The sequence below is a fragment of the Elusimicrobiota bacterium genome (assembly GCA_016788905.1).
Classification (GTDB): Bacteria; Elusimicrobiota; Elusimicrobia; order FEN-1173; family FEN-1173; genus JADKHR01.
In genome coordinates, this window is the sequence record JAEURZ010000005.1 from 14,596 (window position 1) to 27,439 (window position 12,844).

General features: G+C 53.5%; 11 protein-coding genes. 3 read left to right on the plus strand and 8 right to left on the minus strand.

Annotation, left to right across the window (positions count from 1 at the left end; all coding sequences use genetic code 11):
• Positions 1-8: 8 nt before the first annotated feature.
• Genes JNK54_03180 through JNK54_03200 form a run of 5 tightly spaced genes read right to left on the minus strand, consistent with a single transcriptional unit; the run spans position 9 to position 6,132 of the window.
• The gene (locus JNK54_03180; protein MBL8023274.1) at positions 9-698 is read right to left on the minus strand and encodes a response regulator transcription factor; all 690 of its coding nucleotides are present in this window, start codon (positions 696-698) and stop codon (positions 9-11) included.
• Positions 695-2,122, minus strand: coding sequence for a HAMP domain-containing histidine kinase (locus tag JNK54_03185; GenBank protein MBL8023275.1), 1,428 nt, complete (start codon positions 2,120-2,122; stop codon positions 695-697). Before JNK54_03185 ends, JNK54_03180 begins: the two co-directional genes overlap by 4 nt.
• Positions 2,119-3,351 carry a hypothetical protein gene (locus JNK54_03190; protein MBL8023276.1) on the minus strand — a complete coding sequence of 411 codons (1,233 nt, stop codon included), beginning with the start codon at positions 3,349-3,351 and terminating at the stop codon, positions 2,119-2,121. The genes JNK54_03185 and JNK54_03190 overlap by 4 nt, the downstream gene beginning before the upstream one ends.
• A complete protein-coding gene (locus tag JNK54_03195) occupies positions 3,348-4,442 on the minus strand; it encodes a PorV/PorQ family protein (GenBank protein ID MBL8023277.1) in 1,095 nt (364 codons plus the stop codon). Before JNK54_03195 ends, JNK54_03190 begins: the two co-directional genes overlap by 4 nt.
• A gap of 4 nt (positions 4,443-4,446) precedes the next feature.
• Positions 4,447-6,132 carry a fibronectin type III domain-containing protein gene (locus tag JNK54_03200; GenBank protein MBL8023278.1) on the minus strand — a complete coding sequence of 562 codons (1,686 nt, stop codon included), beginning with the start codon at positions 6,130-6,132 and terminating at the stop codon, positions 4,447-4,449.
• A gap of 215 nt (positions 6,133-6,347) precedes the next feature.
• Here JNK54_03200 and JNK54_03205 point away from each other — a divergent pair, with 215 nt between their 5' ends.
• On the plus strand, positions 6,348-8,774 hold the full coding sequence (locus JNK54_03205) for a hypothetical protein (GenBank protein ID MBL8023279.1): 2,427 nt from the start codon (positions 6,348-6,350) through the stop codon (positions 8,772-8,774).
• The gene (locus JNK54_03210) at positions 8,767-9,762 is read left to right on the plus strand and encodes a mechanosensitive ion channel (GenBank protein MBL8023280.1); all 996 of its coding nucleotides are present in this window, start codon (positions 8,767-8,769) and stop codon (positions 9,760-9,762) included. The genes JNK54_03205 and JNK54_03210 overlap by 8 nt, the downstream gene beginning before the upstream one ends.
• A 12-nt stretch (positions 9,763-9,774) precedes the next feature.
• On the opposite strand, the gene JNK54_03215 is transcribed toward JNK54_03210, so the two are convergent.
• Together JNK54_03215 and JNK54_03220 are read right to left on the minus strand one after the other, a co-directional pair.
• Positions 9,775-10,407: a hypothetical protein gene (locus tag JNK54_03215; protein ID MBL8023281.1), complete on the minus strand. Its 633-nt coding sequence runs from the start codon at positions 10,405-10,407 to the stop codon at positions 9,775-9,777.
• Positions 10,408-10,431: 24 nt separating this feature from the next.
• Positions 10,432-10,788, minus strand: a complete 357-nt coding sequence (locus tag JNK54_03220) for a hypothetical protein (GenBank protein MBL8023282.1) — start codon at positions 10,786-10,788, stop codon at positions 10,432-10,434.
• 256 nt (positions 10,789-11,044) lie between these two features.
• Between JNK54_03220 and JNK54_03225 the strand changes: the two genes are divergently transcribed.
• Complete coding sequence (locus JNK54_03225) at positions 11,045-11,257, plus strand: hypothetical protein (protein MBL8023283.1); 213 nt, start codon at positions 11,045-11,047, stop codon at positions 11,255-11,257.
• Here JNK54_03225 and JNK54_03230 read toward each other — a convergent pair.
• Positions 11,254-12,786, minus strand: a complete 1,533-nt coding sequence (locus JNK54_03230) for a hypothetical protein (GenBank protein ID MBL8023284.1) — start codon at positions 12,784-12,786, stop codon at positions 11,254-11,256. The two genes, JNK54_03225 and JNK54_03230, sit on opposite strands and share 4 nt — an antisense overlap.
• Positions 12,787-12,844 lie beyond the last annotated feature (58 nt).

The following is a 12,844-nucleotide window of genomic DNA, read 5'->3' on the forward strand; positions in this document are numbered from 1 at the left end:
AAGGATAGTTAGCTCGAACGGTCGTTGAAGCGGTATCCTTCCCCCACCAAGGTTTCAATCCACTTTCCACACGACCCGAGACCAGCCCGCAGATTTTTAATGTGGGCTTCCAGTGTATTGGGGGTCACCACCACATCGTCCCCCCAGAGCGAGGAAACGAGCGCTTCCCGTGTCCAAAGTCGTCCGGGTTTTCGAATGAAGGTGAGAAGGAGTTCGTATTCCTTGCGTCGCAAGGTGATGGGACGGCCTTTAAGGGTAACCTCACGACGAGAAGCATCGACCAGGAGATCCCCCAGGCGGTAGCACGTTTGAACCTGTCCCGCGTCACGCGAGCGCCGCAATACCGCCTCAACACGCGCCAAGAGTTCCTGGGGTTCGTAAGGTTTGGTTAAATAATCATCAGCCCCCGTTCGCAATCCCAAAACTTTTTCCTGTGTTTTTCCTAACACCGTTACCAAAATAAAGGAAAGGGAGGCGGTGGCCTTGTTCCCTTTCAAAATCTCACACATTTTCAGACCGGTAATGCCGGGAAGTTGAAGATCCGAAATCACCAGGTCGGGTTGGCTTTGTTGGATGAGAGAAAGGCCCTCCTCCGCCGAAACTGCAACCGTCACATGATAACCAGCCTGAACCAAAACCCGTCGCGTCATGGCCGCCATCCCCGGATCGTCTTCCACCAACAGGAGGGAGGCGGTCACGTGGGGTGACTCTGGGGAAGTGTAAAACGAAAAGTGGTTCCTTGATCCTGCTCTGAACTAACGGTCAACTGGCCCCCTTGGGCTTCGGTGAGGGAGAGGGCAATGGCGAGGCCCAACCCGGTACCCTGTTGTTTTTTCACATCCCTTCCAGCGTTCTCGGCGGTTTTGAAACGATGGAACAAATGGGGAAGGTCCCGGGCCGGAATACCGGGACCGGTATCGGAAACCGTCACGGTCACGGCCCCGGGAGGGGTCGCCTCGGCCGACAGGGTGATGGCATCTCCTGAGGAGGTGAACTTAAACGCATTGGACAAGAGATTAGACAATATTCGGTAGGTTTGGGATTCATCCCCCCGAACCAGAGGCAAATCGTCCGTGGTCACCAATCGAAAATCTCTATCAAATTCTTCCGCCTGGGACCGAAAAAGATCGCGGAGTTCTCGAATCACTTTGTTCATTGAGAAATCCTCAGTTAAAGAGTCCAAAAGACCCTGTTTGATTTTAGCGGCGTCTAAAATATTATCGACCATGTTTCGAAGTCGAGCGGTGCTCACGAGAATCGTGGCCAATATTTGTTGGTGGGATTCTTTAGAAAGGGGCGCCGGCGGGTCCATCAGATACTTCGTGGCCATCGTGATGGCCCCCAAAGGATTGCGTAAATCATGGGAGACCGTGGCCACAAATTCGTCCTTCAACTCGTCAAGTTTGGCCAAGCGGCGGGACATTTCTCTGAAAGCCGAAGCCAACTCGCCTATTTCATCCCGCCGGGTCACAGAGGGTTTCGCCCCCCAATCCCCCCTCCCCAATCGACGGACAGCGAGGGTGAGCTCATTTAAAGGCCACACCAAACCCCGCGCCACTCCCATGGAAACCAAAACACCAATGACCAAACAGACAACCGTGGCCCCCCCGAACCGTTGCAACGAGGCCGCCAACGCCGTGTGGACACGGTCTTTCTGGCCCCGACCATCAAACGCCAATAGGGCCACGCCCACCCGTTCCCCCCCCCGGTTCACCGGTCCCGCGTAAACCACCAGGGGCGTCCCTTCCGTCTCAGGAAAAACGCGGTGGCCAGGACGGTCCAACCCGCGGGCCCAATGACTGATCGCATCGATCGCCACGCTATTTTTCAAGCTTAATTCCGTATGCATCATCACCCGCCCATCCGTCGCGAGAAATGAAGCCCAACGGACATCGTCCGAATGAAGAAGTTCACGAACGTAATGAATGAGCGTAATTTCATCTTTAGAAAGAACCGATTGTTCGCACAGGAGAGTCCACCGTCCGCTTTCTTCGCGGTTGGCACGATCCTGTTCTTGCTCTAAAATTTCCCGTTGGGTCCAGGACAAAGCCCCCGCGTAAAGAACGAAAGATCCAACCGTCAATCCCGCCACGTAGAGCATGAACCGCGTCCGGAGAGTCACGGGGTCGGCCTTCTTTCCTCATGGACACGTTCGAGCGCTTTACGGGCGTAGGCGTGCCCCGGGTTGACCTTTAAACACGCCAGAAATCGGTCGGCCGCTCCAGACAGGTCCCCCTCGGCGTAACGGATGAGCCCAAGGGTGTATAATTTTTCTGCCGTTTCCGCGGCGTCTCCCGCCAGAACGGGGTCCTCTGTTTCAACAAGGCGGCCCAACCGGTTCCCCACGCGCACTCGGATACGTTCAATTTCGTCCCGGGCCTGAGGGTCCAACGGATCTTCCTGGAGCACCGCCAGCCACCCTTGGGCGGCCGAGATCCATTGGCCCGCCCGTTGTGCTTTGAGTGCTTTTTCACGATGAAAGAGGACCAGCTTTTCGCGAGCCTCACGAGACACCCGTTCTTGCGTTTTTTCAAAAAGGAGAATTAATCGTTTGTCTCCCGGAGCGGCCTTCATGGCGCTTTGCAACAGGGAAAGAGCGTCTTTGTCTCTTTTTTCTTTAATCGCGGTTTCCGCCTTCGCCAATCCCTGTTCTATTTCTTTTTCTGTTTGATCTTTTTCAAACCGATCCTGGGCTTCAACCCACAGGTCCCGCAGAGGACCGTCGTCCGGCCTGAGCGATAAGGCTTCTCCCCACGATCGGGAGGCTTCCTCCCAATCCGATTTGCAAAAAGCCACATAGCCCATGACTCGTTTTTCGTCCGATGGGTTAAGGAGAACTCCCGCGTGCAAGGCGGCCTCCAAATTGGAACAAACCGAATGGAGATAATCCCGAAACTTTTGGCTGGCAGGATCATCCCCCAACGTGACCTCCAACATCAGGTCCACACCGCGACAGGCCCGCAAGGTTTCTTTGGGGGTGCGTTTATGGCTTGCCCGTTCGGCGATTTTCAACTCCGCCAGCGCCCGGCGAAGATCCCGTTGTCTTTCCTCCAAAACATTTTCAGCCTGATCAATGATCTGTTGGAGATCTTTGGCGGGGATTCGATCGATCTTGTTTCCGTCAATTACTTTTTGTCCCGCCGACAACAAAAGTCGGGATACCCGCCTGTCCCGCGGCGTGTGAATCAACGCCTCCGTTAAAAGGTTGACGGCCGCGGCGTATTCCCCGCGATCATAAGCCGCTTGTCCCTCCTGAAAATAGGACTTGGGCGTTTCTTCACCTGCGAAAGCACTCCCCAATAATAAGACCAGCGCCCCTGCTGGGACCCCCATTCTAAAAACCCATTTCATGGGGTAAGGGTGATGTTCTGTTTTTGGAGGAGGGCGTTGGCGTCCCGCAGACCAATAAGCGCGCGCCGATGGTCTGGATTTTTAGAAATGGCCCGGGCAAAATGGATCACGGCTTGGGCGTAATCTTTGGATTGCAAACTAACCACCCCGCGAGCGTAATGTTTTTCCGCCATGTTTCCAAAGCGATACGTTATCCCCAGGTGATGAATTTCACCCAGTGCCCCAAGGGGAACATACCCATAGTCAACGTCCAAGTCCCAAGCCCGAAAACCTAACCCGAGGGTCACCCCACTGCCTTCGCGAGCCTCACGCCCATTAAATCCCACCCGGAACGCCGCCGCATCACGCGCCCAATATTCCACCCCCGCGACCAGGGACGGACTCTGCCCCGCCGGAAAGAGCCCATCCACGGAAACGCTTAGCCCTTCAAAAAAGGGTCGAAAATTCACTCCGGCTTGAAGGGAACGGGGCAAAGACTCATTTTTACCCTGGAATTTTGGATTTTGCCCCCAATGACGAAAGGCAGCTCCGAACGTTAACGTCTTCAAGGGCCCCTGACGGGCGGGAGACCAAAGACCTCCCCCATCTAAAACAAGCGCGTGGGCACTGGTGCCCGCCAATTGTTCCTGGGCGTAGGTTCCCTGAACTCCCCACGCCCAACGGGACCCAAAGTTCCTCCCATACCCCAATCGAGTGGCGGTATCCCGGGCGTTCACATTCCCTTCGGACCCCCCGGTGGGGCTATACCCAGGGATGTCCCCATAACTCAGGGTGGTCAGTCCTCCCGCCAGAGCCCCACCGGCCATAAAGGGATGGGCGAATCCCAGATTCTGAACGTCCACATCGTCGATCCATCGGGCCCCGCTCAAGGAAACTTCGTCCCGCCATATTCGGCCCAGGCCCGCCGGATTGATTTGAATCCCCGCCAAACCCGTAGCCTCTGCCACACCCGCACCGCCCAGAGCGGAGGTACGCGCGCCCGTAGGAAGCCGTAGAAATTCAAACGAGTCGGTTCGTCCCGCCTGAGCCAGGGAACCAAAGCCACCCACCCAACCGATGACCATGGACACGAGAAGGATTTCTTTTTTCATGGGATCACCGGAGAATAACGAGTTTCCCGCGTTTCTTGTCGGTGGGACTTTCAATGAGATAGAAATAGACGCCACTGGAGAGAGGATCCCCTTCCTCATCACGCACATCCCACACCAGCTCACCGTCCCCATCTTTTTCTTCAAGGGTTTTGATCAACCGCCCCGGCAAACTAAAGACACGGACGGTAGCGACTTCAGCCAGGTCCCCAAAAGTGATCGCGGAGTCTCCCCGTTCCCCTCGAAAAGGGACCGGATAAGCGTACGCCGTTTCTAAACGGGTATCCATTTGACCCGAAACAGAGAACACACCCAACCCAGGGGCGCTCACGGTAACAGACCGAGCGTTAAGATCCACGCGAGAGGAGGGCAATCGGACCCAGAGAGCCTTTTCTTCATTTAATCGGTAAACGGAAAGGGTTCGCGCTCGAAGTTTCGTGCCAGACCCCACATCCACATTTTCACCGTCAGCGGACGGATAGAGAAACCGCACTTCCACATTCCCGTGGGGTGAAAGGAAGGCCCCTCCTATGTCCATGGCCCGAATTTCCGCGACGGCGCCCGGGAGAGGGGTGCGGGGAAGAGTCGGGTTTTGTTCCAACTTGGATTCAGCGGAAGCAATCAGGCTGGGAAGCTCCAGAGACCCCAACGGCGTGAGAATCGGAGTGGTGGAAAGCACAAGACGATAGTCCTCCGCGAATGTTCCAGACGACACCGTGAAACGCACAGCGCCGTCAGGACTTTGAATCGATCCAGAGGACCCCGAGGTGTTATAGAAAGGGAGTGTGCCCGTGGAACCAAAATATTGATACGAGGTGACCAGAGCCTCCCGATTAACCGCTCGAACACGGGCGAAATAGGTCGTTCCTTCCGCCAACCCATTAAAATCCGCGTAAAGCTGGGCGGTTGACGTGGAAACAAGACCATGGCTGAATCCGGACACGGGGGAAAGTTGCGCCTCATAGACAGTGTCGGGTGGATTTCCTATCACCGCTCCGGAGGTCCAGTGAAGACGGAAACCCTGTACAGTCAAATGGGAATACCTGGGGACGGTCATTCCCGGAACCTCTGCCGCGGTGGCTGTGGATCCCAACGAAACGAAGGAGGTTTGATTCCCGTCAGTGTTAACAGCACGAACCTGAAAGCTGTAGGTGGTGTTGGGAGAAAATCCGTTAAAGATGATGTCCGTGTTCATTGTGGCGGTCGTCTCAATAACTGTCGTAAAACCGTCCGAAGTGGTTTGAATTTCATAGAGAGTGCCCAGGGGATTCCCGTTCTGTCCCCACTGAGGTTGCAGTTGAGTGGTGGAAACAACAGACACTGGAAGCGCCAAGGGAAGATTGGCCAACGTACGAGTAGAGCCCAGCGCGACGCTGCCCGCCATGGACGCCAGGGTGGACACTTGAGCGTAATAGAGGGTGTTGGGGAGAAGCGGGATCGTTGAACCGAAAACGGTGGGCGGGTTGAAAGTCGCCAGGGTGAACGGAGAAAGGAAAGCCGGGTCGTCATCCACCTGACTGTATTGGACAGTACCCGTGCTGCACAAGGAACCCCAATGAAGCGTTAGGCCCATTTCGTTCACCAACGAAAATGGGGCTGTTGAAAGATAGACACAACTTGCCGCTGGGGTCGTCAACAAAATTCCCAGGACAAAAGCGCCTAGAAGGACCTGACCCTGCCTTATTCTTTTCATTTTTGGCGATCACTCTCCATACTCAAGCTTACCTGGAACCCCTGACTTCTGCCTGCTCGCGAACTGAAATCATCCTGAAATATCACTCTTCCTTGATTCCTTTTCATAGATATACTGCCCCATTCCACCCCTTGTCAATGGCAAGGTTGTGCCGCAATTCTGACTCACTAAATAGTACTATAAGCACATACGTAACATCACACCGAGGCGTTAAAATGTCGTTTGTCCAAACCAAATTGAATTATCTTCAAGAATTCTATTTTTCTCACTATCCCCCTTTCATTGACCAAACCTGGGTTTGGGTGGGAGCTTGGGTCCTGGCTGTTTTGGGGGCGACTTGGCTCTTTACCTTAATGGTTCGGGGCGTTGGGGTCTTTCTAGGGGGGACTTATGTTCCGGTCGATCAAGCCAAAGATCAAGGGACCCCTTTGGACGAACAAATGAACGGTTTGGCCCTTTGGTTAACAAAAACTCTAATGGATTTATCCAAAAACATCCAAACTGAAGTTCAGGAAAATATTGCCAAACATGTGGAACAACTCTCCACCGACCTCATTAAAGAGCAGGCCGGGGTTTTGGCTGTTTTTGAAATGCCCACCCCTTCTCTGAACTTACGGACGTTCATCGGAGAGGAAGAAAACCGCGTGGGGGATCTGGTTCTCACGGTTCACCGGCGTGTGTCACGATTGGCCCGCCGCACGGACTTAGCCGCGGCGTTTCGCGAACGACTCACCCAATCGGTGGACGCCATTGTTCGCGTGGCCCCTCCCCACTATGTGGTGGTTCACACCAATGAAAATCTTAAATTCGAAGAAGGAGATTCGCTCACTATAAAAATCGCCAAAGTCTTGAGACGCGGACACCGGTGGGTGGAACGGCGACTCTCGTGGCTCTCTCAGCCCCTCTCTTTGGGCGAACGCGAGTGGCCTGTTCGCGTCAGAAAGATCCCGTGGCAATCGATTTTACAGGCCCGATTGGGCAACGACCTCCCCCTGTCCATCCGGCAAGGGTTAACGCGAACGAACGGGATGGCCCACAAAGTGCAAGAAGTTCTTCGCGAATCAGCCCGTGTGGTCCAGTTCAACTTAGAATCGGCGTCAGCAGAACTCAAGGAAGATGCCCAGGGATCGATCCCCCCCTCCGCCCTGACCTCAGCCCGGGCCACAGCCGAGGGAGGGATGGACCGGGTTGTAACCCGCCTCAAAACCCTGCTGGATGAAATGGCCCAAGAACACAAACAAATCGAAGCCGATTTGGTTTCCCAAGCCGAGAACGTTCTCCAACGCATTCGCAAGGACATAGACGTCGCCGATACTGTGGGAGCCATCGTCACCCAAAAAATGGAAAATTTCGTTCTTGCCAGCCAAGAACGGTGGTCGCGAATGAAAAAACGCTCCCGGATTGCCGTTTCTCTTTTGGGACGCCAATGGGTAAAATGGCGGGAGAAATTAAGCCAAGCCAGGGCTCACTTGGGACTCAAACCTTCCGACACCCAATTGTGGCTGGACTCGTTGGACGGAGCGACCGTTTCCCAACCCTTGGCAAAGGTTCCGCCTTTGTATCGACGGGTTTTCCGTTTTGAACCGTTGGACGATGAAGATTTTTTTGTTAGCCGAGACGAATCTCTGGAAGTTCTGAAGTCCGCCCGGGATCGTTGGCAACAAGGATTTCCATCTTCTATCGGAATCTTTGGTCCCGTGGGAAGCGGAAAAACAAGTTTGATCCTTTGTGGACAACAACGGTTTTTTTCCGATGTTCCCTTTCATTTCATTACATTGAAGGACATTCAAGATGACATCCCGGGTCTTTTTCAGTTTCTAACGGAGGCTTTAAAGCTCAGCAAACTCCCCAAAGAACCGACCCTGGGGGACATCTCCCAAGCCCTTCAAGAACAAATAGGGAAAGCTGTGGTGGTTTTGGAAGGGGCCAACCTTCTCTTTAGTCGTCGCATTGGAGGGTTTGAGGCCTTGGATGCCTTTATTCATCTCATGAGCGCCACCCGTCCAGAAATTCTTTGGGTGGTCAGTCTGGGAGAAACAGCCTGGAAATATCTGGATCGCGTCCGTTCTTTTTCCCGGCATTTTTCCTACACCATTAACGCCAGAAACATGGATCGTGAAGATCTCGAACGGGTCATGACGGTGCGGCATGAAATCACAGGCTACGATTTAGTTTTTGTCGCTCCCGACGGGTTTATCCCTAAAAAAGTTTTATCCTGGAAAAAGCAAACCTCTGAAAAAGACACCCAACCGAACATTCGGAACCGTTTTTTTCAAGACCTGAAAGAGGCCTCTGATGGAAACACCTACTCGGCCTTGTTCTATTGGTTGTCTTCTGTGGATTTCTCGGACGATAAACAAGTGTTGGTTCATCCTCTTAAACCCCTGGACACCGGGGTCATCCGCATGTTAAGTCCATTGCATCGGATGACGCTGCTGGCCACTTTGCAACATGGGATCATGACGCCTCTTCTTTACTCAAAAATTTTTCGATCGACTCTTTCTCATGGCGAAATACTGCTGCGTGAGCTTTCGGACAAAAAGTTACTCCTGGAAACCCCTCTGGGGAGATACCAGCCCAACCCGATTTTAGTCCCCGCAATCATTAAAGTTTTACGGGAAGGAAACCTCATTTATGATTAAGCGTCGAATCGTCGTGGCGGTCATCCTGGGTATCGGTCTGTGGGGAGGGACACTGGCCTGGGGTGGAAAATCCGGATCAGCGGAACCGGTCGAAATCACACACAAAGAAGAATCCCTCTCCATGAACATCGCCGTTGCTTCTCAATCCTTAAAAGAACCGTTGGGAGAAGTGCGTCAACGGGCATCTAACTTAGGGATTAAAATAGCGTTTTCTATCGCGCTGGTCATGGGGGCCTTCCTCGCTATTCGATTGGGTCTCTTCATTTTAAACACGTTATCGGAACGAGCCGCGCGATACCGTTTCTTAAAAAAAGCCGGACCCGCGTTCCAAGTTTTGGTTTGGAGCGCGACAATTTATGTGGTCGTTGTTTGGGTTTTTCATCCTCAACGGGAGACTCTTCTCGCGTTCATGACCGCGTCTGGGGTGGCCATCGGGTTCGCCTCCCAGGACATGTTGAAAAATATTTTTGGTGGGTTAATGATTGTCTTGGATCGACCGTTTCAGGTTGGGGATAAAATAAAAGTTGGGGAGTTTTACGGAGAAGTGGTTGAAATTGGACTTCGAACCACACGCATCGTTACGCCGGACGACAACACCGTCTCGGTTCCCAACATGGAAATCGTGAACAAATCCGTTTCCAACGCCAACTCCGGGGCGTTGGATTGCCAGGTGGTTACCGAGATTTATCTCCCGCCCCAAGCGGACATTCTGATCGCCCGAAAGATCGCCTGGGAAGCCGCCATCACGTCGCCCCACGTCTACCTCAAAAAACCAGTGACCGTTGTCGTTGTGGAAAAACCGATCGAACGGAGGGTTCTGACTCAATTAAAAATAAAAGCCTACGTCTTAGACACCCGTCTCGAATTCGCGTTCTCCTCCGACGTGACGGAGGCCATCCTCAATGAGTTCAAGAAAAGAGGTTGGGGCCAAAATGAAATTGTTCTCACCCCAGAACCTTTTGAAGAAAGGCCCTCCACAGGGGCGTAAATCTCCTATTTGTTATTTTTGGGATACCTTAGGATCAAGCTCACCGGCCCCCGCCTGAACCTCCACTGCCCCCGCTGAAAAAGAAAGAAGAACCGTTCCCAGGCGAGAGTTGTAGCCCATCACCGGGGCCACCACCTGATAGGACTCCTCGGCCGCGCCCTTCAAAACTTGCACGCTGGAAACCGCCACGATCTCTTGAGCAATTAGGCCGGTGAGGGGCTGGCCTTCCCATTTTTTATCTGTGGCCACCACAATTTTTCCCGCCGCGTTCGCCACGGCGACAAACCCGACCCCCGGTTGTCGAACAAACGAGCGGGTGTACCCGTCCACCTGTTCCATGTTTTCACGCAACATCTCGGAACGAATAGCCCAAACGAAGGGGATGGCGGTCAATTGAAGAAATCCTTCCGTCCTCTTCGACAATTCCAATTGAGTTTTGGCCACAACGGCTTCTTCCCGTTGGGCACTTTCATTTATAACTTTCCGTACAGAGAGCTCTTTCCATAAATACAAACCACCCCCGATCAAGACCAACAGACCTAGATTGATGAGGGTTACTTTAACCGCTGTCCCGTAGGTCTTTTGGGGACGGTTGGTCTCAATGGGCGTTGCCGGTGAAACAGAATCTGGTGTTTGTTCCGTCATGGTTTTCTCCTTAAAAGCGTGGAATTATTTATCCTTGGAAGATTTCTCTTTCGTCCCGTCGTTTTTGGGACGCAATCGGTCCCACGCCAAGTTCAAACCGGATTTCAGATCGTGCCAGGCGGCCTCAACCCCAACTTTTAATCCGTCCCAGGCTTCCCCAGAATCGTTTTTCAAGGCGCCCAGTTTCTCCCTCAATTGGGATTGTTTTTCTTTCAAATGAGCGACTTGTTTTTGGAGGTCCGCTTTCGCATCCCCCGTGGCTTGATCCACCTTCCCTAAAAGCTCATCCAAACGGGCTCCCCACTTTCTAAATTCATCCTCCATCCCTGAACGAAATTTCTCTTTTTCCGGTTGTTCACCTTTAGGTGTCACTGGATCCATAGGGCCTCCTGGGGGCATTGAGTGGAACGACACTCCTATTATGACCTATAAAAGGGCTCATGAGGAGGGAGGGTGGGTGTAAAAAGAAGCATCTGTTGCGGTAAACTCCTTATTCACAAGGTAAGAGGGCCGCACCAGATGCCAGCCTGTCACGCTCCGCCTGGCCTAACGGGCAGTGGAATTTGCAAGGTGATGACGAACAAAAGCGTCGGCACTTGTAGTCTTTGCGCCGGGTCAATGCGATCAACAAACGGGCATGGCCAAGGTCCAAGAGGGCCAACCCTTGGACCCGATCAGGGGCTTGGGTGTTGAAGAGATTGCCATTGGAAAGGGGCCGACCTATTGGACAATGCTCAGCGCCGTGAAAAGCCCCCGCGGGCCAGAACTCTTGATTGTGGTGAAAAACCGTGGGGAGAAGAACCTCAAGAAGTTCTGGAAGTGGTTTGGCAAAGAGAGAGAGCGCATTTAAGGTTTTGTGACTTGGACCGACACGTCAAAGGTTGTCCCCGTGATTTCCAACACCCGGGCGCCCAGCGTATGAACCCCTGATTCAACGGTGGCCGGATCCCACTGGAATTCAAAGGGATGATAAGTATCGGTAGCCACAAACACCCCGTCCACCGAGAATTCAACTCCGGTGATCCCCCTATTGGACTCAGGATCCACCTGGACCACCGTCGGGTGGCGAAGAACAGCCTCGTTCGCCGGGGAACGAATGGTTCCCCCCAAGGGGTTCGGGGTACGATAGACCTCGGCCATGGCCACGGCTGCCGATTCCCAGGAGGGCGGAAACGTTTGAGAGTTTCCGGAAGCCGTGGGGAGGTATCCGGAAGGAAAAACCAGAACACGGAATTTGAGCGCGAACCGGTCCATTCCACCCGATGAAGGCAAAAGATCCCATGAACCATCAGGCTGAATTATATTAACGCGACGAGCGTATGTGGGTTTCGCCCACCAGTTGTTGATCACATAAATAAAAAGAGAAACGGTATAGGCATCGGGAGAGACGTGCAGAACTCGGCCATAGACGGATGAAGCGGAGTCCTCATAGGGAGGCACCTGCGTGATCACGACTTTCGGGGCCCCCGGACCGTCCACGGGAGGAAGGCCACTCCAGATATTGGGTGCCTTGCTTCCCGAAAAGAAAGATTCAAAACCAGGTTTAAGAATCCCCTCTTTGTCCCAGACACCCCAACAAGCCCCCCGCGATCCTTCCTCGGTGTTGGCTTTCCAGGTTTCATCATAGGCCTCAAAATAAAAAGCCGGGATATTCTCAGATTGAACCATGGTCTGAACACTAAAAAAATAGGAAGCGGCATTGGAGAGAGAGACAACGGCCCCGCCGCGGTCATCCCCACAGCTCGGCCACCCCGTCTCGGAAAGATACACCGGCTTGCCCTCCGCCAGTGTTTCCATGCGACGGAACCGAGCCAAAAGGGGATACACCGCTGATTCGAGAGGAACCCCTTCCCAAAACGGGTAGATATTTACCAACAACACGTCCGCCGCGGCCGTCACGAGAGGGGCATCCAACAGGGCATTATCAACTTCAGCCACAGCCACCGGGACCCCCGGGACAGAGGTCTTCACCTGGTTCAAGTATTCCGCCAATCGCGTGGAAGTGAGATCTCGCCTCAGTAAAACCTCACTTCCCACGATCAACAGATCCGCTTCCCCCCGCTGGCCCGCCGCTATCAGATTGGCAATGTTGAGTTGATTCGCCGCCAATCCCGCCGCCGAAGATTCAGGTCCGAGCCAAGCGCCCAAGGCCGCTTTTAGACCCAGATCATGAGCGATGGCCCCCGATTTCTCAAGCCCATCCACCATGCTAAACGTACGCACCCACTGGGTGTAGGGCGCCACCAATTCCATGCGGGCCCGAATTTGAGATTCGCTGATGGAGACACTCGTTCGCGGGTCCTGCCCATCCATGTAGGGGCTGAAATTAATCCCAAACATTTGAGTCGGAGCTGGAGGGAAAGGAACTTCAGCGCTCACGGGCACATAAGAATCATGGGCCGTTCCCTCCGAATTAATCCAAGATATTAAACATGAC

Excerpts from the sequence above, each read along its gene's own strand:
- JNK54_03190 (MBL8023276.1), bottom strand. The coding sequence starts at position 3,351 with ATGAAATGGGTTTTTAGAATGGGGGTCCCAGCAGGGGCGCTGGTCTTA.
- JNK54_03195 (MBL8023277.1), bottom strand. The coding sequence starts at position 4,442 with ATGAAAAAAGAAATCCTTCTCGTGTCCATGGTCATCGGTTGGGTGGGT.
- JNK54_03200 (MBL8023278.1), bottom strand. The coding sequence starts at position 6,132 with ATGAAAAGAATAAGGCAGGGTCAGGTCCTTCTAGGCGCTTTTGTCCTG.
- JNK54_03205 (MBL8023279.1), top strand. The coding sequence starts at position 6,348 with ATGTCGTTTGTCCAAACCAAATTGAATTATCTTCAAGAATTCTATTTT.
- JNK54_03210 (MBL8023280.1), top strand. The coding sequence starts at position 8,767 with ATGATTAAGCGTCGAATCGTCGTGGCGGTCATCCTGGGTATCGGTCTG.
- JNK54_03215 (MBL8023281.1), bottom strand. The coding sequence starts at position 10,407 with ATGACGGAACAAACACCAGATTCTGTTTCACCGGCAACGCCCATTGAG.
- JNK54_03220 (MBL8023282.1), bottom strand. The coding sequence starts at position 10,788 with ATGGATCCAGTGACACCTAAAGGTGAACAACCGGAAAAAGAGAAATTT.
- JNK54_03225 (MBL8023283.1), top strand. The coding sequence starts at position 11,045 with ATGGCCAAGGTCCAAGAGGGCCAACCCTTGGACCCGATCAGGGGCTTG.